This is a genomic window from bacterium CG_4_10_14_0_2_um_filter_33_32 (assembly GCA_002792735.1).
Lineage (GTDB): Bacteria > Patescibacteriota > CPR2_A > CG2-30-33-46 > CG2-30-33-46 > CG2-30-33-46.
On record PFOW01000058.1, the window covers coordinates 1 to 24973 of the forward strand.

At 32.6% G+C, this 24973-nt stretch carries 25 protein-coding genes; 23 read left to right on the top strand and 2 right to left on the bottom strand.

Going from position 1 to position 24973, the window contains the following annotated elements; all coding sequences use genetic code 11:
- Positions 1–114: 114 nt before the first annotated feature.
- The 8 genes from rpsO (at position 115) to COX95_03750 (ending at position 10124) form a co-directional block, all read left to right on the top strand.
- A complete protein-coding gene (rpsO, locus tag COX95_03715; GenBank protein ID PIZ85473.1) occupies positions 115–378 on the top strand; it encodes a 30S ribosomal protein S15 in 264 nt (87 codons plus the stop codon).
- Positions 379–477: 99 nt separating this feature from the next.
- Positions 478–2550 (top strand): polyribonucleotide nucleotidyltransferase, encoded by a 2073-nt coding sequence (locus COX95_03720; protein PIZ85474.1) that lies wholly within the window; start codon positions 478–480, stop codon positions 2548–2550.
- A gap of 114 nt (positions 2551–2664) precedes the next feature.
- Positions 2665–3288 (top strand): uracil-DNA glycosylase, encoded by a 624-nt coding sequence (locus tag COX95_03725; GenBank protein ID PIZ85475.1) that lies wholly within the window; start codon positions 2665–2667, stop codon positions 3286–3288.
- A complete protein-coding gene (locus COX95_03730) occupies positions 3269–5014 on the top strand; it encodes a ribonuclease J (protein ID PIZ85476.1) in 1746 nt (581 codons plus the stop codon). The genes COX95_03725 and COX95_03730 overlap by 20 nt, the downstream gene beginning before the upstream one ends.
- A 108-nt stretch (positions 5015–5122) precedes the next feature.
- A complete protein-coding gene (locus tag COX95_03735) occupies positions 5123–7261 on the top strand; it encodes a hypothetical protein (protein ID PIZ85477.1) in 2139 nt (712 codons plus the stop codon).
- The gene (locus COX95_03740; GenBank protein ID PIZ85478.1) at positions 7212–8252 is read left to right on the top strand and encodes a hypothetical protein; all 1041 of its coding nucleotides are present in this window, start codon (positions 7212–7214) and stop codon (positions 8250–8252) included. Before COX95_03735 ends, COX95_03740 begins: the two co-directional genes overlap by 50 nt.
- A gap of 163 nt (positions 8253–8415) precedes the next feature.
- Entirely contained in the window at positions 8416–9426 is a 1011-nt protein-coding gene (gene recA / locus COX95_03745) for a recombinase RecA (protein ID PIZ85479.1), read from the top strand.
- A gap of 74 nt (positions 9427–9500) precedes the next feature.
- Positions 9501–10124 carry a hypothetical protein gene (locus tag COX95_03750; protein PIZ85480.1) on the top strand — a complete coding sequence of 208 codons (624 nt, stop codon included), beginning with the start codon at positions 9501–9503 and terminating at the stop codon, positions 10122–10124.
- Here COX95_03750 and COX95_03755 read toward each other — a convergent pair.
- Both COX95_03755 and COX95_03760 read right to left on the bottom strand, forming a co-directional pair.
- Positions 10114–11988, bottom strand: coding sequence for a tRNA uridine-5-carboxymethylaminomethyl(34) synthesis enzyme MnmG (locus COX95_03755; GenBank protein PIZ85481.1), 1875 nt, complete (start codon positions 11986–11988; stop codon positions 10114–10116). The genes COX95_03750 and COX95_03755 overlap by 11 nt on opposite strands.
- Position 11989: 1 nt before the next feature.
- On the bottom strand, positions 11990–12364 hold the full coding sequence (locus COX95_03760; GenBank protein ID PIZ85482.1) for a hypothetical protein: 375 nt from the start codon (positions 12362–12364) through the stop codon (positions 11990–11992).
- Positions 12365–12428: 64 nt separating this feature from the next.
- On the opposite strand from COX95_03760, the gene COX95_03765 reads away from it, so the two are divergent.
- The 15 genes from COX95_03765 to COX95_03835 all read left to right on the top strand — a co-directional run bounded on the left by COX95_03765 (position 12429) and on the right by COX95_03835 (position 24920).
- Complete coding sequence (locus COX95_03765) at positions 12429–13355, top strand: hypothetical protein (protein ID PIZ85483.1); 927 nt, start codon at positions 12429–12431, stop codon at positions 13353–13355.
- Between the two features lie 81 nt (positions 13356–13436).
- Positions 13437–14501: a redox-regulated ATPase YchF gene (locus COX95_03770; GenBank protein PIZ85484.1), complete on the top strand. Its 1065-nt coding sequence runs from the start codon at positions 13437–13439 to the stop codon at positions 14499–14501.
- Positions 14502–14652: 151 nt separating this feature from the next.
- On the top strand, positions 14653–15225 hold the full coding sequence (gene rpsF / locus COX95_03775; GenBank protein ID PIZ85485.1) for a 30S ribosomal protein S6: 573 nt from the start codon (positions 14653–14655) through the stop codon (positions 15223–15225).
- 30 nt (positions 15226–15255) lie between these two features.
- A complete protein-coding gene (locus COX95_03780; GenBank protein PIZ85486.1) occupies positions 15256–15729 on the top strand; it encodes a single-stranded DNA-binding protein in 474 nt (157 codons plus the stop codon).
- 147 nt (positions 15730–15876) lie between these two features.
- Positions 15877–16104, top strand: coding sequence for a 30S ribosomal protein S18 (gene rpsR, locus COX95_03785; protein ID PIZ85487.1), 228 nt, complete (start codon positions 15877–15879; stop codon positions 16102–16104).
- 92 nt (positions 16105–16196) lie between these two features.
- Positions 16197–16760 (top strand): elongation factor P, encoded by a 564-nt coding sequence (gene efp / locus COX95_03790; protein ID PIZ85488.1) that lies wholly within the window; start codon positions 16197–16199, stop codon positions 16758–16760.
- Between the two features lie 7 nt (positions 16761–16767).
- Positions 16768–17907, top strand: coding sequence for a hypothetical protein (locus tag COX95_03795; GenBank protein PIZ85489.1), 1140 nt, complete (start codon positions 16768–16770; stop codon positions 17905–17907).
- 78 nt (positions 17908–17985) lie between these two features.
- Positions 17986–18693, top strand: a complete 708-nt coding sequence (locus COX95_03800; protein ID PIZ85490.1) for an orotidine-5'-phosphate decarboxylase — start codon at positions 17986–17988, stop codon at positions 18691–18693.
- Between the two features lie 44 nt (positions 18694–18737).
- The gene (locus tag COX95_03805) at positions 18738–19607 is read left to right on the top strand and encodes a hypothetical protein (GenBank protein PIZ85532.1); all 870 of its coding nucleotides are present in this window, start codon (positions 18738–18740) and stop codon (positions 19605–19607) included.
- 360 nt (positions 19608–19967) lie between these two features.
- Positions 19968–20489 (top strand): hypothetical protein, encoded by a 522-nt coding sequence (locus COX95_03810; GenBank protein ID PIZ85491.1) that lies wholly within the window; start codon positions 19968–19970, stop codon positions 20487–20489.
- A 16-nt stretch (positions 20490–20505) separates the two neighbouring features.
- Entirely contained in the window at positions 20506–21447 is a 942-nt protein-coding gene (locus tag COX95_03815; GenBank protein PIZ85492.1) for a thioredoxin reductase, read from the top strand.
- Between the two features lie 24 nt (positions 21448–21471).
- On the top strand, positions 21472–22386 hold the full coding sequence (locus COX95_03820) for an NAD(P)/FAD-dependent oxidoreductase (protein PIZ85493.1): 915 nt from the start codon (positions 21472–21474) through the stop codon (positions 22384–22386).
- A complete protein-coding gene (gene uppP / locus COX95_03825; GenBank protein PIZ85494.1) occupies positions 22383–23180 on the top strand; it encodes an undecaprenyl-diphosphatase UppP in 798 nt (265 codons plus the stop codon). The genes COX95_03820 and uppP overlap by 4 nt, the downstream gene beginning before the upstream one ends.
- On the top strand, positions 23170–23640 hold the full coding sequence (locus COX95_03830) for a ligand-binding protein SH3 (GenBank protein PIZ85495.1): 471 nt from the start codon (positions 23170–23172) through the stop codon (positions 23638–23640). Before uppP ends, COX95_03830 begins: the two co-directional genes overlap by 11 nt.
- A complete protein-coding gene (locus COX95_03835; GenBank protein ID PIZ85496.1) occupies positions 23637–24920 on the top strand; it encodes a hypothetical protein in 1284 nt (427 codons plus the stop codon). The genes COX95_03830 and COX95_03835 overlap by 4 nt, the downstream gene beginning before the upstream one ends.
- Positions 24921–24973 lie beyond the last annotated feature (53 nt).

Genomic DNA, 24973 nt, shown 5'->3' on the forward strand with positions numbered 1-24973 from the left:
TTTGGGTAATATTTCACCCATTGATTATTTAATAAAAACTGTTCCGGAGTCTCAAATGTGCGTGACGCGTACATAATATTGAAATTTCCACGTAATTATGGTAACCTGTATTATATGATTAAAACAGATAAGAACAACAAAAAAGAAGAATTTAAGAAACACGAAAAGGACACTGGTTCAACAGGTGTTCAAATTGCACAGTTAACTGAGAATATTAACCAGCTTACAGAGCATCTTAAAACTCACAAAAAAGATTTTTCTGGCCGTAGAGGTTTATTAAAGATGGTTGGTAAAAGAAGAAAACTTTTAGATTATTTAGCAAAAAGATCAGCTAAAGAATATAAAAATATCATAGAAAAATTAGGCTTAAAAAGGTAAAATAATTGTGCTAGGGATTGAAGATAAAGTGAATGTTAAAATTTAGGTTTAACGTTAACTTTTCCTTGATTCTTAGCACGTAGTTTTGGAAGGAGAAAAATGGAATTTGTTTCCGTTTTAGGTAAAGTTGGGAATAAAGATGTGGAGATAAGTACAAAAATCATCGCAGAACAGGCTGATGGTTCTGTATTAGTTAAAATAGGTGATACTGTTGTATTGGCAAGCGCTATAATGTCGTCTTCGCCGAGGGAAGATATAGACTTTTTTCCGTTATCTGTTGAATATGAGGAAAGATTATATGCCGCAGGTAAGATTTCTGGCAGCAGATTTGTAAAAAGGGAGGGTAGGCCTACTGATCAAGCGATACTAACAGGAAGATTGATAGATCGTTCAATTAGGCCTTTATTCCCTAAAAATTTAAGGAATGATGTTCAAGTTATCTTAACTGTTCTTTCGGTAGATGGCGAGAACGATTCTGATATTGTAGCAGCTATAGCCGCATCCTCGGCCTTAGCTATTTCAGAAATTCCATTTTTAGGACCTATAGCAACTTTTAGAATTTCTGGGGCAGAAAATCAATTTATTGTAAATCCTACTTATAATGAACAAGAAAATAGCAATTTTGAGGTTATTGTAAGCGTTGTAGATAATAAAATAACAATGATAGAGACTTTAGCGAAAGAGGCAAAAGAAGAAGAGATTGTAAAAGCTTTTGACCTAGCTTTAAAAAATTCGAAAGATATTATCAGCTTACAAGAAGAATTAGTGAAGAAAATAGGCAAAAAGAAAATAGAAACCGTAAAGCCTAGTGAAGATTCGGAAATATTAAAATCGGTAAAGGAATTAACGGATAAAAAATTAAATAATGCTATTTTTGGAACGAAGAAAGAAATTAAAGAAGACTTAAATGATATTAGTGATGAGATAAAAGAAATTTTTAAAGACGATAAAGAGAAAAAAAATCATGCTCTAAAACTTTTTGACGATTTAGTACATAAAGAGATAAGAAAATCTATATTAGAAGAAGATAAAAGACCCGATGGTAGAAAACTTGACCAGTTAAGGAATATTACGGCTGAGGTAGGAGTTCTTCCTAGAACTCATGGATCAGCAATATTCAAAAGAGGAATGACCCAATCTTTAACAGTAACAACTTTAGGATCAACAGCTGATGCTCAAATATTGGATACGATGGAAGAAGATTCCACTAAAAGATATATGCATCATTATAATTTTCCTCCATATTCTGTCGGAGAAACAAAGCCACTAAGGGCTGCGGGAAGAAGAGAAATTGGTCACGGCGCATTGGCAGAGAAAGCATTGATAAATTTAGTACCATCTAAAGAGGAATTTCCGTATACTATTAGAGTTGTATCTGAAATATTATCATCTAATGGTTCAACTTCCATGGCTGCAACATGCGCAAGCACTCTTTCTCTGATGGATGCCGGGATACCTATTAAAAGTCCGGTTGCCGGTATATCAATAGGTCTTGTGGCTTCTGAGGACGAGAAAAGCTTTAAATTACTTACTGATATTGCAGGCTTAGAAGATTTTTCAGGTGATATGGATTTTAAAGTAGCAGGTACAAAAGACGGCATTACTGCAATACAGATGGATACCAAATTAAAAGGCATAACTTTTGAAATTTTAAAAGAAGCTATAGAAAAAGCCAGAATTGCTAGATTGGAAATATTAGATATTATGCTTAAGGTTATTCCAGAGCCGCGTAAAGATTTATCAAAATACGCACCACGAATAAGTAAAGTTACTATTAATCCTGATAAGATTCGCGACGTTGTCGGGTCTGGAGGGAAAATTATTAATAAGATTATCGAAGAAACGGGTGTGGAGATTGATATTGAACCCGATGGAACAGTGATGATATTTTCCAATAATCCTGAAGCAAACAAAAAAGCCGTAGATTGGGTTGAAAGGCTTACTCACGAATTTAAAGCCGGTGAGGTTTTTGACGGAAAAGTCACCAGGGTTCTGGATTTTGGAGCAATGGTTGAGGTTTTGCCTGGGCAAGAAGGTTTAGTGCATGTTTCAAAGCTAAGCAAAGGTTTTATTAAAGATATCAGGACGGTTGTAAAAGTTGGCGATAAAATGAAAGTTGTAGTTACTGAGGTTGATTCAGAGGGTCGTCTCAATCTTCAAAAAATTGGCTAATCCTAAATATCTATTGACAAATTAACGAAATTATATTATAGTATTTTGATTTGGGAAAACACAGCTCTAAATAATTAAATAATTTTCAGGCGTTTTTGGTCTATAAATGATTCTTTGATTTACTTTGATCTCTTTATGATTACAAAAAAAGAAATACTCAATTCTAGGTCTTTGCAGCAAATTAATAATTTAGTATCTAAATGTAAAAGATGCGATCTTTATAAAACAAAAAAATGTGATGTTTCAGGTGAAGGTAATTCTAAGGCCAGTATATTGTTTATTGGTGAAGGTCCAGGCAAAGCAGAGAATAAGACTGGCAGGCCTTTTGTAGGCAGAGCAGGAAAGTTTTTGGATTCTTTATTAGGATCAATCAATATTAATAGAAAAGATATTTTTATTACTAATTTGATTAAACATTGGCCGCCTGATAACAGAAAGCCTAAAAGGGGTGAGATAGGCGCTTGTTTTCCTTATCTTGAGACCCAAATTCGGATTGTTAATCCAACTATAATTGTGTTACTGGGAGGATTTTCATTTAATGTATTTTTCCCGAGTGAGCAAATTTCAAAAGAACACGGTAAATTTTTAAATAAAGATAGTAGGGATTATCTTGCTTTATATCATCCGGCAGCAGCTATTTATAATAACAATTTAACAAATATTTTAATGAATGATTTTCAAAAACTTAAAAAGTACGAAAATTATAATAAGGAGAAAAATGTTGGAAAAGACAGATAAACAAAATATTGGGCCACAGAAAAGTCATCAGCCCACACAAGATCCAAAAGAATCTCAAGAACCTAAATTAAGGATTATTCCTTTAGGAGGTGTTGAAGAGATCGGTAAAAACATGACCATTTTTGAGTATGGTAATGACATAATTATCGTTGATATGGGTTTTCAATTTCCTGACGAAGAAATGTTAGGAATCGATTATGTTATACCTGATACTACTTATCTTGAGGCACATAAGGAAAAAATAAGAGGTGTTATTATAACTCATGGTCACATGGATCATACCGGCGGTATTCCATATATTATACCTAAAAAATTTAGTGTACCAATTTACACCGGTAACCTTACTGCTCATATGATTAAAAAGAGACAGGAAGAATTTGGTAATGCTGCAGAGATTAAGATTAATACAGTAAATCCTGACAAGGATATTATTCAGTTAGGTGTATTCAGAATAGAATTTTTTAGAGTTAATCATAATATTCCTGATGGAATGGGGTTAGCTATCCATACACCAGTCGGCGTAATTATACATACCGGAGATTTTAAATTTGATCATACGCCAGTTGATGAAAAACCTACTGATTTTTCTAAATTAGCAAAATACGGAGGTGAGGGAGTTTTGGTATTAATGTCTGATAGTACTTCAGTAGACAAACCTGGTCACTCAATTTCAGAAAAAGAAATTGGAAATAATCTTAATAATATTTTTGCAGGTGTTAAAGGAAGATTAATCATAGCTTCTTTTTCGTCTCTAATTTCTAGGATTCAGCAAATTATCAATGCAGCTGAAAAGTTTGGAAGAAAAGTGGCAGTTGTTGGAAGAAGCATGAATGATAATGTTCAGATTGCAAGAGAATTAGAATATCTTAAAATTAATAAGGGCGTATTAGTTGATATTTCTGAGACAAAGAGTCTATCAGATAATAGAGTAGTAATTCTTACTACCGGAAGTCAGGGGGAGGAACTTTCCGGTTTAATGCGTATGGCTTCCGGAGAACATAAAGATGTAAAGATAAGAAAAGGTGATACTGTGATTCTATCTTCTTCACCAATTCCTGGCAATGAACGTTCGATTGTATCAATGATGGATAATTTATTTAGAGAAGGTGCACGAGTTATATATAATAAACTAATGGACGTTCATACTGGTGGTCATGCAAGGCAGGAAGATTTAAAACTCATGATTGATTTAGTAAAACCTAAATATATTATTCCTATTCACGGCGAAAGACATAAACTCGTAATGCATAGTGATGTTGCCGCAAGTGTTGGTATTCCTCAAGATAATATTTTTGTTGTTGATAACGGTCAAATTATAGAATTCGATAGCAAACAGCATGGTAGAGTGAAAAGAGAGAAACTGCAGGTTGGTTATGTAATGGTTGATGGATTAGGCGTTGGAGATGTTGGCAATATTGTTCTTCGTGATAGGCAAGTTATGTCTAAGGATGGTATTTTTGTAGTTATTTTGACTATAGATCGGAAAACTGGCCGTTTATTAAATAGTCCAGATATAATTTCTAGGGGATTTGTTTATATGCGTGAATCCGAGGCACTTATAAATGGTGCTCGCGATAGAGTTCGGAAGTCTCTTGAGAAGAAAGACGGTACCTATCCATCTAATTGGGCTTATATTAAGAATAAAATTAGAGAAGATATGGGTGAATTTTTGTATCATCATACTCAAAGACGTCCTATGGTTTTACCAGTTGTCATAGAGGTGTAAGATAAAAAAAACCGGCTTTAAGCCGGTTTTTTTATATGAAATTTATCGGCATTTATTATTTAAAGTTAGCTACTAATTATTTATATTTTGAGGTATAATTATTAGTATATGTCACCAAAGAAAAGGAAAAATAAGCGAAGAAGAAAGTCCTTTTTTTATCCTAAAAGTTCTGAGTCAGAAATGGATTTAAGAGTAAGCCCTGATACTATCAGGGAAATTGCCGGCGTTTCTCTTATTGTATTTGGAGTAGTTTTTTTACTGGCGGTATTAAATTTAGCCGGTAATTTAGGTTCAATTCTTTATTCGCTGTCAAGGATAGTTATAGGCTGGTCTTCTTTTTCCTTGCCAGCTATTTTTATAATTTTAGGAATAGGATTTCTTTATCCTCAAAAAATATTAATTAGGCCATCGACAGTTTTGGGAATAATTATTTTTATTATTTCATCGGCAGCTTTTATACATTTACTTTTTGCTTTTAAAACTACTATCTCACAGTTAAAGCTAGGCATTGGTGGAGGTTATGTAGGTTATGGAATAACTCTTCTTTTTTCACAGGTTTTTGGATTTTGGGCTTCGCTAGTGATATTTTTAGGGGTTTTGATTTCATCTATTCTTTTAACATTTAATACGTCTTTTTCGAGTTTTAGAGATAAGTTAACTGAAATAAAAGATAATCAGAAAAAACCGGAAGTGGTTGTAAACACGCCGCCTGATTTTAAAACAGAAGTAAGGGAGATTTCTAATAAATCAAAGCTTTCTCGAGTATCATTACAGGAAAATAAAGACATAGAACTTTCTTATACTGATACTTTAGATAAAGATTGGAAACTTCCGCCACTGGATTTGCTTTCTGATGCTATTACTGCTCCTGATAGTGGAAACATTAAAGAAAATGTGAAAATTGTAGAAAGAACTTTATCTAATTTTGGAGTTTCGGTTGAAATGGTTGATGTTAATGTTGGTCCAACTGTTACTCAGTATACTTTAAAACCTGATGACGGAGTTAAACTTAACAAAATTACAAGTCTTAATAATGATTTAGCTCTAGCCTTAGCTGCCCATCCCATTCGTATTGAAGCTCCTATCCCGGGTAAATCATTGGTAGGAATAGAAATACCCAATAAATCAGTATCTACAGTAAGATTAAAAAGTTTATTGGAAGCAGAATCATTTCTAAAAAGAAAATCCAATTTAACTATTACTTTAGGTAGAGATGTTGCCGGTTCTCCTTCTTATGCCAATTTGGATAATATGCCTCATCTATTGATTGCCGGTAGTACAGGTTCTGGTAAAAGTGTTTCTATTAATTCATTGCTTATAAGTCTGCTTTATCAGAATTCACCAAGAGATCTTAAACTGCTTTTGGTGGATCCTAAGAGAGTGGAAATGTCTGTTTATAATGGTATTCCTCATCTTTTAACTCCCGTTGTTACAGAAGTGGATAAAACAGTTAATGCTTTAAAGTGGATGGTTTCTGAAATGGAGAGAAGGTATAGGCTTTTTCAGCAAAACGGAAAAAGAGATATAAAATCATATAATCATTCTTTAAAAGATGAAAAAATGCCTTATATAGTTGTTATAATTGATGAATTAGCTGATTTGATGACAGTCGCTTCTAATGAAGTTGAGGGCGCAATTGTAAGATTAGCTCAAATGGCTAGGGCGACCGGAATTCATCTTGTAGTTGCAACCCAAAGACCATCAGTTGATGTTATTACTGGTTTGATTAAAGCTAATATTACGACAAGGGTTGCATTTGCAGTTGCCTCACAGGTAGATTCCCGCACTATTCTAGATATGACTGGCGCAGAGAAACTACTTGGAAAAGGAGATATGCTTTATCTATCTTCTGACAATTCAAAACCAAAAAGAATTCAAGGTGTATATATATCTGATGCTGAAATAAAAAAAGTTACAGAATTTCTTAAAGGCAAGGAAGAAGCTACATATAATAATGAAATTCTTGAAAAGAAGATCGAAGAATCTTCTATTTCAGGTTTAGGGAGTATGGGCGATGATTCTTTATATAGAGAAGCAGTTGAGGTTGTTATTGCCGCAAAGAAAGCTTCTGCTTCCTTACTTCAACGAAGGTTAAGAGTCGGTTATGCGCGTGCCGCAAGATTGTTAGATATATTAGAAGAAAAAGGTATAGTTGCCCCTCAAGAAGGAAGCAAGCCAAGAGATGTTTTAATCTCTAATGCTGGAGAAACTGAGGAGACGGACGAGGAAGAATATCAAAATTTGTGAGGAAAAAGTGGTTCCAAAATTTAAAACAACCGAAGTAACACCTTCTGAAACCTTAGGTGAGAAGCTAAAAAAAATAAGAGAAGGGTTAAAGTTGAGTTTAGCTGATGTAGAGAAATCTACAAAAATACAGAAAAAATACATCAAAGCTATTGAAGAGAACGATTATAACTCTCTGCCCGCAGATGTTTATACAAAAGGTTTTCTAAGTAATTATTCAAAGATTCTACGTATAGACGGTAATAAGGTATTAGAAATCTACAAGAAAGAAAGAGGTATTATTGATAATATTCAACAGACCAAAAAACCAAGAAATATCAATAAACTTAAATCTCCAAAGTTTATAATAACGCCAAAAAGTATGCTGGTATTTTTAGCTGTTATTCTTGCCTTTGGAATTATTAGCTATATCGGTTACGAAATTTTTATATTAACATCTTCTCCAAAACTACAGATTATCTCGCCGGTAGATAATTCAGTTATTAAAAAAAACTTTATAGATATTACAGGTAAGACAGATGAAGGAGCTGACGTTTATATTAATGGTCAAAAGGTAAATATTTCAGAAGCAGGCGATTTTAAGATTAATGTTGGTATTGGACAAAAAGGTGTTAATGTAATTAAGATAGTTGCTAAAAATAATAAAAACGGTAAAACAACCGAAAAAATAACTAATGTTATAGCAGAAATATCAGAAGTTTCTTTACCTAACCAGCCGGCTACCCCAGAGTTGTTAAATAATGTAAAAGTTACTTTAAAAATTGATTCTGGAACGGCATGGATTTCATTAGTCAAAGACGGTAATAAAGATTTTGAAGGTATAATGCTTCCGGGTACAATCAGGGATTTCGAAGCAAAAGATAAAATTATACTAACAACAGGTAATGCTGGAAGTACGGAAGTTATTTTTAATGGTAAAAGTTTAGGTAAAATCGGAGGAGATGGAGAAGTAAAAACAGATTTAGTTTTTGATCAAAATACCAAAGTTGAATGATTGTATAATTCATGATAAGTTAAGTTGTATTAAATAATAAGAATTAATGCCCGTTTGTAACGTTATGCTTGCATAAACGGGCAGGCCCGCCCTCACTTACAGTTTCTGGCGGGCCTCGGCTTCGGCAAAGAATATATATTCCGAAGCCTCGGGAGGTAAAATAATGGATAACAAAGAAAAAGAGCAAAAGTTGCAAGCGGCTAAAATTGCAGTTGAGCAAATCGAAAAGAGATTCGGTAAAGGCTCTATTATGCAATTAGGAGAAGCCAGAAGGGTAGATGTAGATGTCATTCCTACTGGTTCAATATCTATAGATATTGCTTTAGGGGTAGGTGGAATACCAAGAGGACGAATTATTGAAATTTTTGGCCCAGAAAGTTCAGGTAAAACAACACTGGCCCAACATATTGTTGCTGAAGCGCAAAAAAAAGGAGGAGTAGCAGCTTTTATTGATGCTGAGCATGCTTTGGATCCGGAATATGCCAAAAATATAGGTATTAACTTAAATGATTTATTAATTTCTCAGCCTGATACAGGGGAACAGGCTTTGGAAATCACTGAAACATTGGTAAGGTCTAATGCAGTAGATTTAATCGTAGTTGATTCTGTAGCAGCTCTTACACCTAGAATGGAAATTGAAGGAGATATGGGTGACTCATTTATAGGATTACAGGCAAGATTAATGAGTCAAGCTTTAAGAAAGTTAGCCGGTGCTATTTCAAAATCAAACTCCATAGTTATATTCATAAATCAGATTAGAATGAAAATTGGTGTGATGTTTGGTAATCCTGAAACAACACCGGGCGGTAATGCTTTAAAATTCTATTCTTCTGTTAGGATCGATATAAGAAGAATTGGTCAGATAAAAGATAAGGAAAATATTATTGGTAATAGAACAAAAATAAAAGTTGTTAAAAATAAGGTAGCCCCTCCTTTTAAAATTGCGGAATTTGATATCATGTATAAAGAAGGTATATCAAAAGAAGGAGATATTGTAGACTTGGGTGCCGAAATGGGTATTGTTGATAAATCGGGTTCATGGTATCAATATGGAAAGGAAAAGATAGGTCAGGGTAGAGAAGCGGCCAAGCAATATCTAAAAGATAATCGAAAATTAAGAGATGAGATAGAGAAAGAGATAAGAAAAAAAATAAAAGAAGAAGTCGCAGCATAATTTATAAATTATGGTAATGAAGTATAAAAAAATCCAAAAAATTAATCTAGTTTTGGATTTTTTAAAACAATATTATGGGTAAAATATCTAAGATAGAGGTACAGAAAAAAAGAAAAGATCGATATAGTATTTTTGTCGATGGTAAATTTCAAGTTGGTTTGTCGGAAAAAGATTTTTTGGAGCTAGGCATCAAAAAAGATCAGGAACTGAATGAAAAAGATTTAAAAATAATTAAAGACAGAAGCAATGAATCTAAAGTTAGGGAAAAGGCTGTAAGGCTTTTATCAATACGACCGCAAAGCGAAGATGAGATTAGAAAAAAATTAGAAGCGAAAAAATATGACTTTAGACTTATAAAAAAAACCATATCTTGGCTTAAAAAAGAAGCTTTATTAAATGATACAAAGTTTGCCAAAATTTGGATTAATAATAGAAAAAATTTCCATCCTCTAGGCAAAAGAAGGCTATTTTTAGAGCTAAATAAAAAATCTGTTAATAGGAATATAATTGAAAAAGAAATTAAGAAAATTTCTGATACTGAAGAGTTGTCGGCTGCTTCTAGGCTAGTCGAAAGAAGGATTATTCCGTATAAGGGTTTAGAAAAATATAAAAAGAGAGAAAAGATTATTAGTTTTCTTTCTAGGAGAGGTTATAGCTGGGATATTATTAAGGGTGTTATTGATAGGTTTAAGATTTGAATATTTTTTGGCTTCTTTTTATTTTTTCCAAGAATATTAAAAGAGTGGTAATATCGGCAGGAGTAACTTCTGCAATCCTTGATGCTTGGCCGATTGAAATTGGTTTAACTTCTTTTAGCCTTTCTTTTGCGACAAATTTTAATCCTGGTACTGAATCATAATTAATTTTTGGTATTTTTTTATTTTCTAATGAAATATTTTTTATAACCGTTTGTTCTTGTCTTTTTATATAGTCTTCATATTTTGCAAGAATTTCTACTTCATTTAATATTTCTTCTGATAAAGATTCAATCTTTAATTTTTTTGTTCTGTTTTTAGTTATTTTGAAAAGCTTTTGAATATTAATTTCAGGTCTTTTTAAATAACTCCAGGCATTTTTAGAATTAATCTTTATCTTTTTTAATTCTTTAATTGCTGTGTCTATTTTTTTTCTCTTATTTTCTATTGCTAACTTTCTTTTTTTATCTACTAGTCCTAAATTAAAAGCTAAATCAATTAATCTCTCGTCAGCATTATCCTGTCTTAGAAGTAATCTATATTCAGCAGCTGATGTGTATACTCTATATGGTTCTTTGTGTTTTTTGGTAATCAAATCATCTATCATTACGCCGATATATGCTTGATTTCTATTAAGAATAAATGGTTTTTTATTTTTAATTTTCAAAGCGGCATTTATGCCTGCCATAATTCCTTGAGCCGCCGCTTCTTCATAGCCAGAGGTGCCATTCACCTGTCCGGCTAAAAATAGTCCTTTTATTTTTTTTGTTTCAAGATTTTTTTTGATTTGCCAGGACGGTACATAATCGTAAACAACCGCATAACCTGGTTGTAATATTATAGCTTTTTCCATTCCCTTAACAGATCTTATAATTTTAAGTTGTAAGTCTTCAGGCATTGCAGTAGTTAAACCTTGGAGATAAAGTCGGTTAGATTTTCTGCCCTCCGGTTCTACAAAAATTGGATGTCGTTCTTTGTTAGGGAAATTAACTACTTTTCTATCTATAGAAGGGCAGTGTCTGGGTCCATGTTCTTCAATGATCCCTGATTTAATTGGTGAATAATTAATATTTTCATTAATAATTTTATGAGTTTTAGGATTAGTATAAGCAAGCCAACACGGTATTTGTTTATTATATTTTATTACCTCTCTTTCCGGGAAAGAAAATGAACATGGTCCTTTGGTTCCTGGTTGAATTTCCATTTTTGAGCAATCAACTGATTTTTTATCTATCCTTGGTGGAGTAGCGGTTTGTAGTTTTTCTAGCTTTAATCCAATTTTATTTAGACTATTTGATAATTGGTATGATCCGTTTTCGTCAATTCGTCCTCCTTTTCTAATAATTTTATCACCGATAATAATTTTCGCATTTAAAAACGTTCCGGTCGTAATAATTGTTGCCCCACATTCTATTCTTTTGCCCGATTTAGTCTTTACGCCAGTTATAGTTTTTGGATTATTTGCGGCATCTATATCAGTTACTTCATCTTCTAAGATTTTTAGTTTTTTTAGTTTTTTTAAAGTTTCCAGCATGATTTTCTGATAGTCATCTCTTTCGATTTGCGCCCTATAAGCTTGAACAGCCGGACCTTTTGTATGATTTAATAATTTGATTTGAATTAATGATTGATCAGAAACTTTTGCCATTGCGCCACCTAGGCAATCTATTTCTCTAACAAGGTGCCCTTTCCCAGGTCCGCCTATTGCAGGATTGCAAGGCATGGTGGCTATTTTTTTGATTGTAGTTGTAACAAGTAGAGTAGAACAGCCCATTTTCGCCGATACTAAAGCTGCTTCACATCCGGCATGACCGCCACCTATTACCACCACATCGTATTTGTATTTATTTTTTAGGCTTTCGGACATATTATTTATTTGCTTGATATTTTAAATCAATTCCACCAGCCTTTATATTACCGTGTTTTCCCTTAACTTTTTTTAAAGGGAACCTCTCTTTGTATTCTTTTTGGCTTTTCCAGATAGCTTCTTTTAAATCCATATCAAAACTCCCGCATAATTTTAACAGGAGCCAGCCAATGTCACCAATTTGATCTTCTATTTCTCTGTAATGATTTTTTATTACTTTCTCCATTTCTTTTTGGTCTGTTCCGATGTATTTAAAATAATTCCATAGCTCTCCAACTTCTTCTGCTATATTCAAAAGAGTATCATGAGTACCTGTTAAATTATGCCATTCTCTTTCTTCTAGAAAAGAGTTAATTTCTTTTTGTAATTTTTTCATTTATTTCCTTTCTTTCTAATTAGAACTATAATTATATTGTGCGAATTAAATATTATCAATCTAAATGAGTAAAATAGACGAATTAAAAAACGATTTTTTGGAATACTTAGAAATTGAAAGAAACAAAAGTGATCTTACGGTAAAGAACTATAATCATTATCTTGTAAGATTTCTAGACTTTGCCAATAAAGAAGGAGTAAACAGCCCCGAAAGTATAACCATTGACCTTGTCAGAAAATTCCGTCTTTTTTTAAATCGTTTTACTAATGAGAAGGGTCAATCTTTAAAAAAGATCACCCAAAACTATCATATCATAGCATTAAGAGCTTTTTTAAAGTATTTAATTAAAAGAGATATTCAAACATTGCCTGCGGAGAAAATAGAGTTAGGTGACTTTTCTAGAAAAGAGATTGAAGTAATAGAAATATCAGAACTGGAGCGACTTTTAAATATTCCTGATATATCAAAAACAGCAGGAATTAGAGACAGGGCAATTTTAGAAACTTTATTTTCAACTGGCCTTAGAGTTTCTGAACTTGTTAATTTAAACAGAGATCAAATTAATCTTAAAACGGGTGAATTTATGGTGAGAGGCAAAGGCAGGAAAGATAGAATTGTTTTTTTGTCTAAGGATGCAGCTTTTTGGTTATCCAAATACTTGGAGAAAAGAAAGGATAATTATAACCCGGTTTTTATAAATTATAGAGGCAAAGATAATATTTTTGAAGGTGAAAGTAAAAGACTTACGGCAAGAAGTGTTCAAAGAATGGTAAATAAATATGCAAAATTGGCCGGGATAGTAAAGACGGTAACGCCTCATGGCTTACGACATGTATTTGCGACAGATCTTTTGCAAAATGGAGCTGATATTCGTTCGGTTCAGACAATGTTGGGTCATTCTTCAATAACTACCACACAAATATATACTCATATTACGAATAAGCGATTAAAGGAAGTTCATCAGTCTTTTCATACCAGCAAAAGAAAATGATGGTTTTCTAAAGGACTTATTTTTATTGGAAATAATCTAAAAAAATGATAAACTCTTTAAAGTTTATTGGAGGTTATAAATATGGGTTTATCTATAGGAATAGTCGGATTGCCGAATGTGGGAAAATCTACTTTATTTAATGCGCTTACCAAGAATAAAGTGGAAGCTCAGAACTATCCTTTTTGCACAATCGATCCTAATATTGGAATTGTTTCTGTGCCAGACAAGAGACTAGAATTGTTAGCCAAAACTGTAAATACTCAAAAAATTGTTCCAGCTATAGTTGAATTTGTTGACATAGCAGGGATAGTAAAAGGCGCTAATAAAGGGGAAGGATTGGGCAATAAATTCTTATCTCATATAAGAGAATGTGATGCCATTGTTGAGGTTGTCCGAGATTTTGATAACGATAATATTATTCATGTAGAGGGTAAAGTTAATCCAGTTTCTGATATTGAAACAATTAAAACAGAACTTATTCTAGCTGATCTCGAAACTATTACAAAGATTGTTGATAGATTAGAAAAAGAAGCAAAGAAAGAATCTAAAAAGAAAGCAGAGTTAGAAATATCTTTAAAATTAAAAGAAATTTTAGACAAAGGAATGCCTGCTAGAGAATTAGAACTTACTGACGATGAACAATCAATGATAAAAAGTTATAATTTACTTACGGCTAAGCCCCACTTTTATGTTATAAATATTGATGAAGATCATATTTTAGATAATGCAAAAAAATTGAACATGGACAATGCCATCAAAATTTCTGCAAAAATCGAATCAGAACTGTCTGATTTATCTCAAGAAGATGCTGATGAATATCTCAAAGAAATAGGACAAAAAGAATCGGGTCTCAATATGTTAATAAAAAAATCATATGATATTTTATCTCTTCAAACTTTTTTTACAGCTGGAGAAAAAGAAGCCAAAGCTTGGACAATCAAGAAAGGAGCTAAAGCTCCAGAGGCGGCCGGAACTATTCATACAGATTTCGAAAAAGGTTTTATAAAGGCGGAAGTTATTAACTGGAAAGAATTTGTAAGCTTACAAGGATGGGTTAATGCTAGAGAACAAGGGAAGGTTAGGTTGGAAGGTAAGGATTATATTGTGCAGGATGGTGACGTTATGTTATTCAAATTTAATTTATAGTTATTAGTTTTATAGTTGACTTTTTCCATTTACTATATATACTATTAATATATTAGTTTCCTTTTCCCTCGATGAATATTAGCATCGGGGCATAAGTCCAAGAGGAGGAATTTTTTAATTAAAAGGAGGAAAGTTGAGAAATTACGAATTAATGTCAGTAGTTCAGGGACAGATACCCGAGGACCTTGCTAAGGAAGTCATGAATAAGATCAAGAGTATGGTAGGTGATTTGGGAGGCAAGGATTTATCAGAAGATTTTTGGGGTCGGAGAAAGCTGGCTTATAAAATAGGCGGTCAAGAGCATGGTTATTATGATGTATTAAATTTTCAAATTAGTCCTGAAAATGTAAGAAGATTAGAAGAAGAAATTAAATTGATTGGTGAAGTAATAAGATACCTAATGGTTGTAAAAGAAAAGAAGAAGATAGTGATAGCAAAAGAAAAGTCCAATAAAGAAACAGTTTTTAAGAAGGAAGTGAAAGAAAAATCAGTAGAACAAAAAAAGATTGAGAATGTTAAAATAGAAGAAGAGTCCTTAGGAGATATTCAAGGAGAAGAAAAAATAGAAACTGATGAATCTAAGAAGGAAGAAAAAGAAGTAAAGAGAGATCGAGAGAAAGAGGAAAAAGAAGAGAAAAAAGATCAAAAGAGTGATAAAAAGGAAGAAGAAAAGGAAAGACTGCAAGAGCTAGATAGAAAAATTGACGAGATATTAAAAGATTAATATCTACGCTAAAGCGTAGGAAGGAGAAAAATGAGGGATTTAAATAAAGTTCTAATAATAGGGAATCTAACAAGAGATCCTGAATCCCGATTTACCCCATCCGGTCAATCTGTTGCTTCCTTTGCGGTTGCTACAAACAGGAGATGGAAAGGCCAGGATGGAGAAGTAAAAGACAGTGTAGAATATCATGACGTTGTTGCTTGGGGGAAATTGGCAGAAATAGCAGAGAAAATTTTAAAAAAAGGCAGAAGGGCATATATAGAAGGTAGATTACAAACTCGATCATGGGAGGGGCAAGATGGCGTTAAGAGAAATAAAACAGAAATTGTTGCGGCCGATATTATTGTTTTAGATAAAAAGGGCGCAGAAGAAGATTTAGGTACCATAGGAACAGAGCCTGCAGATTCTTCCTCATCTGAAGATAGGCCAAAAGTTTCTGATAAAAAAGATACTAAACCAACTGAAGAATCTGAAGAGGTAAATCTAGATGACATACCTTTCTAGATTGAATAGCTACAATAAATTAAAGCATTAACATTCAACTTATAAATATGCCCACCATTAAAAGTGGCATGCCCGCCCTCACTTACAGTTTTTGGCGGGCTTCGGTCTCGGTAAGGAATATATATTCCGAGACCTCAGGAGGAAAATTTGGAAAGACAAAAATTCTATCAAGTTAAAAAAGTTTGCGAATTTTGTAAAAAAACAACAAAAGATATAGATTATAAAAACGTAAAAGTTTTGCAGAAGTTTATTTCTTTCTACGGTAAAATAGAGTTTAGGAAGAGATCGGGCTGTTGTGCTAAACATCAAAGAATATTAGCAAAAGAAATAAAAAAAGCACGTCACGTAGCGCTACTTCCATTTACGGCTAAGTAAACCCTGTTATAAATAAGGGTTTGGGGTTCGAAGTATATGTATCAAAATTTAAGCAATTCTATTGTAATAGAAATAATTTCTAACAGGGTAAAATGCTAAAAGTAACAGATTTACGAATTGGAAAATTTATTGAATTAGATAATGCACCATTTGAGGTTCTTGAATATTCTCACAGTAAACTTGGTAGGGGCGGTGCTATAGTTAAAACTAAACTCAGAAATTTAAGAACTGGTGCAACTATTGATAAAACTTTTAAAGGTCAGGAGCGAGTAGAGGAAGCCTCTTTGAGCTCTAGCTCCTGCCAATATTTATATTCTGACGCGCAAGAATTTTATTTTATGGATCTTGGTAACTTTAATCAGTTTACAATTTCAAGGGAATCGCTTGGCAATAAAACTAATTTTTTAAAAGAGGGCGATAATATTGATGTTACTTTTTTAGATGATAAAGAGCCCATTAATATTAATTTGCCTATAAAAGTTAACTTTAAAATTACCGAAACCGAACCTGGAGTTAAAGGCGATACAGCTTCTTCAGCAACAAAAGAAGCTATAATAGAAACAGGTTTTAAACTGCACGTTCCTCTATTTATAAAAATTGGTGATGTTATTAAAATAGATACTAGAACTGGAGATTATTTAGAGCGAGTAAATTGATCTAATCATGCAAAAAAACAAAAAAGAGAGATTAGATATACTATTAGTTAAAAGGGGACTAGTGGAGAGTCGTGAAAATGCAGCACGGCTCATTTTGGCTGGGTTAGTAAAAACTGAAGGCCAACTATTAACAAAACCTGGAATGAAAATAAATGAAACAGCAAAAGTAGATATTGAGAAAAGTGAAATTTTTGTTGGAAAAGGCGCAAAAAAGATTGAGAGCGCTTATAAGAAATTTAAACTTAATTTTAATAACAAAATAATAGCGGACATAGGCGCATCGACGGGCGGTTTTACTGATTTTGCTCTAAGTAAGGGCGCTCAAAAAGTTTATGCGGTTGATGTTGGTTATGGTCAATTGGCATATAAACTACGCCAGAATGTTAAAGTTATAAATATGGAAAGAAATGATATCAGAAGTATAGAAAAATTTCCCGATAAAATTGATATATTTCTTATAGATGTTTCTTTCGTCTCTCTTAAAAAAATCTTGCCGAAAATAAAAGAAATAATTAAGAATCAAAATCACAAAGCAGAAGTAGTAATATTAGTTAAACCGCAATTTGAGGTAGGGAAAAAAATTGCCGATAAATTCAAAGGGGTGATAAAAAATAAAAAAATTCAGCAAAAAATCGTAAGAGAAATATCTAAATTTGTAGCAGAAGAGAAATTTGCTGTGATTTCATCTACAAAAGCGGCTGTTCAAGGAGAAAAAGGCAATCAGGAATATTTTTTATATTTAAGATTTCCTAAGATAGTTAAAGTTTTTGGCACTTTTGATTTAGTGCATAAAGGGCACAGTTATTTTTTGAGTAAGGCATCAGAATACGGAGAATTAATAGTTGTTATACCCAGCGACGATAAAGTACTGGAACTCAAAAAGAAAAAACCGATCCACTCATTAGTCCACAGAGTAAAAAATATAGAGAAATTGGGGTTTAAAGCTGAAATAGAAAAAGAAGATCCATGGCAAAATATTATAGAGAATAAAGCAGATGTTATTGTATTAGGTTACGACCAAAGCTGGGAAGCGGAAATTAGAAGAAAAATAAAAGAAACAGGATATTTGGTGAAGATAAGAAAGATTAAAAAAGCCTATAAACCAGAAATTTTTAAGAGTTCTCACTTTAGAAAGAAATTTGATTAGGTAGTTGGACTTTGCTATTATAGTTTAAAGGACGTAAGTCCTTTTATTTTTGACCTTTGACATAGGGAGGCGACTATTTTGAAAAAAAATAGCAGAATAATCATTGCTTTAGATGATATGACAATTCCGGATGCATTGAGACTAGCGGAAAAAACTGGGAGTAAAGTATGGGGGTTTAAAGTAAATTCTTTATATTCACAAAATCCTGAAGTAGTTAAAATGTTAAAGCCTTTTGGTAAGGTATTTGTTGATATGAAGATTCACGATATACCAAAAACGGCTGCTTTGCATGCAGAAAAGCAGCTAAATCATGGCGCTGATATTATTAACTGTCATGTTTCAGGTGGCGTTAAAATGATGAGATACATTAGAACGGTTACGAATGTGAATCATGCCCTAGTAATAGCAGTTACAGTTTTAACCAGTCTTGATAAAGATGACTGTGAAGATATATATGGTGAGAAAAATGTGTTACGTAAAGTTATGCATTTTGCGGAGATGGCATTAGATAATGCTGTTTTGGATGGGATTGTTTGTTCTCCAAATGAAGTTAGAGGAATCAAAGAAGAATGGGGAGACAGATGTATTGCAATAATTCCAGGTATTCGTTTGGTTGGTGATGACACAGAAGATCAAAAACGCCTAGATACCCCATACAATGCCATAATGAATGGCGCTGATTTGTTAGTTATCGGTAGTTCTATAACAAAAGCAGAAGATCCAGTTGAGGCTGTAGATATAATTAACGAACAGATTGAAAAAGCTTTACAGGAAATTAAGAGGTGATTGTTTTGAGGAATCAGTTAGAGCGACAGAGGATAAGCCAACAAATAAAGGAAATCTTTGAGAAGTCAGAAGCTATTATTACAGATGATCATTTTGTTTATGCTAAAAAAGCAGATGGATGGTATCATGGCTCAGCTTATGTAAATAAAGACGCCATATATCCCTATACAAGGTTTGTTAGCTTTTTGTGCAGGGAAATTGCTAATCATTTTAGCGGAAAAGGTATTCAAGTTGTGATTGGTCCAACTATAGGTGGGGTTAGTCTTTCTCAGTGGACAGCTCATTGGTTAATGCCTGAATTAGAAAAAGAATTTCTTGGGGTTTATATGGAAGATATCGATCATGATCATGATTATGATTTTATTAAATCCCAAGGGGAAATATTAGCAGTTTATGCTGATGAAGAAGATACTTTAGAAGAATTTTCAATAGATGTCATAGCCTTAAAAGACTGGAGGTTGGGACAAAAAATTGAATTTTTAGTCGCCGGTCATGTGCAGATAGAACTCGTAGGAAATAAGGGCGGTAAAATGATAGAAAAGATTATTTATCAAACAAAAGTAGGCACGCGGCGTGTTTTAAAACGCGGATATGATAAGTTAGTTAAGGGCAAAGATTGTTTAATAGTTGAAGATATAATTAACTCGGGTGCAACAGTGCAGAAAACAAAACAAGCAATTCGGGATGCCGGTGGAAATGTTGTAGAGGTAGGAACTTTTTGCAATAGAAGCGGAGGCAAGGTTACTACTCAAACTCTTGGTGTATCTGAATTATTTTCACTTTTAGATCTTGATATGGAAATGTATCCAGAGGATAAATGTCCAATTTGCAGAGCAAAAGGTTCACGTTCCGTTAGAACAGATTTAGGTAAAGGCAGAGAATTCCTTATTCGTAAAGGATTAATGATTTTATAGGGAGGTAATGAGATGAAATCGAGAATTGTTTTTATTGATAAGAAAGAGATTATCTTTATTGTTTGTGTGTGGACAACTTGGTTTTTGGTAGGCGCTTTAGCTGATTGTGTACGTACTTTGTAAATACGAGGTGATTAAATGTGATTTTCTTTACTTTCGGCACTCTGATAATGGCATTTGCCTCTGATAAATATAAGTTTTTAGGGTTATTCCTAATTGTCATTCCTTACATTGACTCATTCTGTTGTTTATTTTTCCGTAAACCTCTAAAATAAAATTCAATATAATTTACCATGCGTTCCAATAGGAGCACTTTTTTATACCCAATTCATTAAATTTTTGGTATAATTTAACATATTCATGCTTAGATCAGCTAAATATTTTTTAAATATACCTATTATAAGCCTTTATAATACTGTAAAAGTTGGTTCGCTTATTGATTTTATTATTGATCCCGAGATAGGTAAAGTAGTAGGTATAGTTGGAGATAAGGGTATTGTTAGGGATAAAGTAAAAGTGGTATCAATGGTTGATGTAAGGGAAATGTCTAATGATGCTGTAATTGTCGATAATGAAGATGCTCTGGTGTCTCAAGAAGAAATTGTAAGAATAGACGATATTTTAAAATTAGGCATCAAGATTATCGGAAATAAAGTGATTACAGAATCCGGGCAATATCTTGGTAAGGCGATAGACTTTTTATTAGATGACTTTTTCTATATAAATAAGCTGTATGTTAAGCCATCTATAATGAATATTGTTGACTCACAATTGGTAATTCCGAGAGAGTTGATAATTAAAGTTACGAAAGAAAAAATTATTGTTAGTGATGATTTAATAAAAACCATTAAAGAAGTAGAACCCGTCCCTGCTACACAATAAAATAATTAGGAGTTTTATGATAATGAAAGAGAAAAAATACGATCTTATTATTATAGGAGCTGGTCCGGCCGGTTTAAGCGCTGCCTTGTATGCAACACAATATAAGTTAAATACCATTATTATTAGTGAGAGGTTAGGTGGAACGCTTTTATCATGTTCAGAGATTAGCAATTATCCAGGGCAAGAAATAATACCAGGTCAGGATTTAGCTAAGGTTTTTGAGCAAAGGATAAAAGGTAAAATATCTATAATAGAAGATAATGTAACAAAATTAAGAAAACTTGGTAATGATTTTTTAATTGATATAAAAGATAATAATCAATTTCAATCAGAAGCAGTTATATTGGCGATAGGTGCAGTAAGAAAGAAACTAGGAGTAAAAGGTGAAGAGGAATTTAAAAATAGAGGAGTGAGCTATTGTGCTATTTGTGACTCCCCAATGTTTAAAAATAAGTCAGTTGCTGTAGTTGGTAGCGGTAATGCTGCTCTTCATGCAGGATTGTTAATTTCAGAATACGCAAAAGAAGTTTTTATTTTAGCAAGAAATAGACTTAAAGCCGATCCTGTGTTAATCGATAAAGCTCAAGAAAATGTTAAAATAAAAATGGTTGAAAATATCGGCATCGAAGAAATAAAAGGTAGTGTTTTTGTTGAAAAAATTAATTTATCAAGAAAATTAAACGGTAATAAAAGCATGGATGTTCAAGGAGTTTTTGTTGAAATTGGGATTGAGCCCGATGCAGAAATAATCAGTGATTTTGGTGTTGAAAAAGATTCTGTTGGATTTATTAAAGTGAACAGTGCAATGGAAACAAATATCCCTGAATTATATGCTGCCGGAGATATGACTACCGGTTCTAATGGATTAAGACAAGTAATTACAGCTGCAGCGGAAGGAGCAATTGCAGCTACCAGTGTTTATCACATGGTTAAAGAAAATATGGAAGAATCAGAATAAAAGGAATTATATTGAGGAGATACAGTGAATAATAATCAAAAAATATATGATACAATTATTTTAGGTATGGGTCCAGCTGGTCTTACTGCCGCTCTATATTTAGCAAGAGCTGGTTTAAAGATAATAGTTTTAGGAAAAAAGGAAAACTCTAGGTTGTATAGTGCTCATATGGTGACAAACTATTTTGGCCTTCCAGAGGGTATTGATGGCCGATTTTTATTAGAAAAGGGCTTAGCTCAAGCTAAAGATGCCGGAGCCGAATTAAAGGAAGAGGAATCCGTAGATATAAGAAAGCAAGAAAATAATTTTTTGATTTCAACATCTAATAATAACTATCTTGGAAAAAGTATTTTATTTGCCACGGGCGTAAAAAATATTTCTAGTTTAATTAAGAGTGAAGATAAATTTGTAGGCAGAGGTATTGCTTTTTGTGTAGCGTGCGACGGCTTATATTTTAAAGATAAAAAAGTAGTTGTTATTGGGGAGGGTGATTTTGCAGCAAGGGAGGCTTTGGAGCTTTTAGAATATACCAAAGATGTTAATATTTATTCAGATGGAAAAGATTTTAGCATTAGTGAAGACATCAAAAAGCAGTTAGAGGTTAAAAACATTAATCTATATAAGGATAAAATTAAAGAATTTATTGGCGATAGTAAATTAGAAAGTTTGATGAAAAACGATGGAGAAGAAGTTGATATTGATGGTGTTTTTATTGCTAAGGGTATGCCTAAATCTTCAGACCTCGCCTATAAATTAGGTTTAGATACTTTTAATAATTATATTCAAAGCACTAATAATGGAGAAACTAATATTAAGGGTGTTTTTGTGGCAGGTGATGCGACGGGCATAGGCTTACAGATTGGTACAGCCGTAGGTTCGGCTATTAATGCATCATTTTCTGTAGTATCTTATCTCAAGAATGGAGAATTTAAACAATGAATGAAGTGTTGATATCTTTAGTGTTAGGATTTATTCAGGCTATCACCGAATTTTTACCAATTAGTTCCTCAGGCCATTTAATTTTAGCAAAGGCATTTTTTAATTTTGATTCTAGTTTTTTTAATTTATCCTTTGATATCATTCTTCATCTTGGCAGTCTTGTTGCATTGATTATTTTTTTTAGGAAAGATCTATTAAAAATTTCTGGTTCATTTTTAGTTAAAAGTGGAGATCGGAGATTGGGTTATTCTATTCTCTTGGCTATAATTCCGGCAATTATTCTAGGATTATTACTTGATGGTTCGATTGAGGATAAATTACGCCAGGTACCTGTTGTATTGGTTATGCTTTTTATTGTTGGTATATTATTTATTGTTGCAGAAAATATCTCGAAAAAGAAAAAGGATATAAGTGGTATCAGTCTAAAAGATGCCTTTATAATAGGCATTGCACAATCATTGGCTCTTGTTCCTGGTGTATCAAGATCAGGAATAACAATAACCAGCGGTTTGTTTCTTGGTTTTAAAAGAGACGAAGCGGCAAGATTTTCTTTTTTGCTTTCAATCCCTACGATCCTTCTGGCGTTTATTAAAGATATCTACGAACTATGGAAAGTAAACATATCATCTATTTTTTCAATGCCTTATTTCGTAGGATTTCTAATTTCCGCAGTGACTAGTTTTTTAGTAATAAAATTTTTGATAAATTATCTTAAGAACAATACATTAAAGCCCTTTGCGTATTATAGATTTACATTAGTGATATTATTTTTGGTAATAAGTTATGTTTTTTAATCTACCCCCACAAATAATAATATTTTTACTTTCCATGCTTCCAGTAGGCGAGAAGGTCGCTATCCCTGTGGCTATTAAAGTATATGGTTTATCGCCTTGGGAATCTTTTGTTATAACAGTGATAGGTTCTTTTATACCTACTATTGCTATAGTTTATTTAATGGGTCCTATATCGGAATTTTTTTCTAAAAGGTTTATTAAGGTAAAGAAGTTATTTGATTGGCTTTTTTATCATACCAGGAAAAGGCATACTAAATATTTCGATATTTTTAAAGAATTATCATTATTAGTTTTTGTTTCTATACCTTCTCCTATAACTGGACCATGGGGAGGAGCCTTAGCTTCTTTTGTTTTCGGAATTCCTCCTAAAAAAGCCCTCCCTTTTATATTCGGAGGATGTTTCATATCAGGTATTATAATTACTTTTTTAACTCAAGGTGCTACAATTTTATTTAAATGAAGAATCTAGCATTTTCTCAAAATATATTAAACAATGGCTTGCGTTTCATAAATATTCCAACGGGGAGCATTAACGCTGCTTCTGTTTTAGTATTAGTAAAAGCAGGTTCAAGATATGAATATTCTAACTTATCAGGTATAGCTCATTTTTTAGAGCATATGTTTTTTAAGGGGGGCAAAAAATTTAAGAGTACTCGTGAAATTTCAACCGCTATTGATGGTTTAGGCGGAATTTTTAATGCTATGACAGATAAAGAAGAAGTTGGATTTTTTATTAAATTACCCAGTAAAAAAATAGAGGTTGCTTTAGATATTCTTTCGGATATGTTTTTGAACTCTAAGTTTTATCAAACAGATATTGATCAAGAAAAGAAAGTTATTATAGAAGAAATAAATATGTATGAAGATACGCCAATGTTTCAGACTAACGAATTGCTTGAGAGCATATTATATAAAGGAGGTTCTCTTGGAAGAAGAATAATCGGTAATAGGAAGATTATAGAATCAATTAAGCAAAAAGATTTTATAAATTTTACCAAGCAATTTTATTTTCCTGAAAATATTGTTATTGTAACTGCCGGCGAAACTAAAAATGTGAATGAAAAAATGATTTCCAGATTCTTTAATTTTGAGAATGAGGGTAAGACACCGGAAGAATTTTTCTATAAAGAAGATCAAGCAGAGTCGAGGGTAATTTTAAAATCTAAAGATACTGAACAGAGTCATTTTTCCTTGGGATTTAGAATGCCTGAAGCCAGTTATCATCATGAGGATTATTTTAAAGCAAAGATTTTAAGTGTTATTTTAGGCGAAGGCATGAGTTCTAGGATGTTTTTATCAATAAGAGAAGAAAAAGGTTTAGCCTACAGAATAAGTTCTTCTATACAATCGTTTATTGACACAGGTTATTTGGATGTATCGGCAGGTGTTGATAATAAGCAAGTCTTGATGGCGATAAAGGCTATTTTATTTGAATTCCAAAAAATTAGAGATAAAAAAATTGACGAGAAAGAACTAGATAAATCCAAGGAATATCTTAAAGGTAAGCTTTCTCTAGGGCTCGAAGAGTCCTTAGACGTTGCCTTCTTTTTGGGTAGGCAAGAAATATTAACCAATAAGATTCTAAATGTTCTGGATGTTTTTAAAAAAATAAATGATGTGACTGCGGAAGATATTTTTAATCTTGCTAACAAACGTTTTATTGAAAAAGGTTTGAATATCGGTATTATAGGCCCTGTTATAGATGAAGAATTGATAAGGAGAGGACTTAAGATCGGTTAATATGCGTTATTCATGTTTTGACTTTTTCTTAATAATCTTATAAGATATCTATT

Bases quoted from the DNA above. Each gene is read 5' to 3' on its own strand.
- rpsO (PIZ85473.1), top strand. From the start codon at position 115: ATGATTAAAACAGATAAGAACAACAAAAAAGAAGAATTTAAGAAACAC.
- COX95_03720 (PIZ85474.1), top strand. From the start codon at position 478: ATGGAATTTGTTTCCGTTTTAGGTAAAGTTGGGAATAAAGATGTGGAG.
- COX95_03730 (PIZ85476.1), top strand. From the start codon at position 3,269: ATGTTGGAAAAGACAGATAAACAAAATATTGGGCCACAGAAAAGTCAT.
- COX95_03735 (PIZ85477.1), top strand. From the start codon at position 5,123: ATGTCACCAAAGAAAAGGAAAAATAAGCGAAGAAGAAAGTCCTTTTTT.
- COX95_03740 (PIZ85478.1), top strand. From the start codon at position 7,212: ATGCTGGAGAAACTGAGGAGACGGACGAGGAAGAATATCAAAATTTGT.
- recA (PIZ85479.1), top strand. From the start codon at position 8,416: ATGGATAACAAAGAAAAAGAGCAAAAGTTGCAAGCGGCTAAAATTGCA.
- COX95_03750 (PIZ85480.1), top strand. From the start codon at position 9,501: ATGGGTAAAATATCTAAGATAGAGGTACAGAAAAAAAGAAAAGATCGA.
- COX95_03755 (PIZ85481.1), bottom strand. From the start codon at position 11,988: ATGTCCGAAAGCCTAAAAAATAAATACAAATACGATGTGGTGGTAATA.
- COX95_03760 (PIZ85482.1), bottom strand. From the start codon at position 12,364: ATGAAAAAATTACAAAAAGAAATTAACTCTTTTCTAGAAGAAAGAGAA.
- COX95_03765 (PIZ85483.1), top strand. From the start codon at position 12,429: ATGAGTAAAATAGACGAATTAAAAAACGATTTTTTGGAATACTTAGAA.
- COX95_03770 (PIZ85484.1), top strand. From the start codon at position 13,437: ATGGGTTTATCTATAGGAATAGTCGGATTGCCGAATGTGGGAAAATCT.
- rpsF (PIZ85485.1), top strand. From the start codon at position 14,653: ATGTCAGTAGTTCAGGGACAGATACCCGAGGACCTTGCTAAGGAAGTC.
- COX95_03780 (PIZ85486.1), top strand. From the start codon at position 15,256: ATGAGGGATTTAAATAAAGTTCTAATAATAGGGAATCTAACAAGAGAT.
- efp (PIZ85488.1), top strand. From the start codon at position 16,197: ATGCTAAAAGTAACAGATTTACGAATTGGAAAATTTATTGAATTAGAT.
- COX95_03795 (PIZ85489.1), top strand. From the start codon at position 16,768: ATGCAAAAAAACAAAAAAGAGAGATTAGATATACTATTAGTTAAAAGG.
- COX95_03810 (PIZ85491.1), top strand. From the start codon at position 19,968: ATGCTTAGATCAGCTAAATATTTTTTAAATATACCTATTATAAGCCTT.
- COX95_03815 (PIZ85492.1), top strand. From the start codon at position 20,506: ATGATAATGAAAGAGAAAAAATACGATCTTATTATTATAGGAGCTGGT.
- uppP (PIZ85494.1), top strand. From the start codon at position 22,383: ATGAATGAAGTGTTGATATCTTTAGTGTTAGGATTTATTCAGGCTATC.
- COX95_03830 (PIZ85495.1), top strand. From the start codon at position 23,170: ATGTTTTTTAATCTACCCCCACAAATAATAATATTTTTACTTTCCATG.
- COX95_03835 (PIZ85496.1), top strand. From the start codon at position 23,637: ATGAAGAATCTAGCATTTTCTCAAAATATATTAAACAATGGCTTGCGT.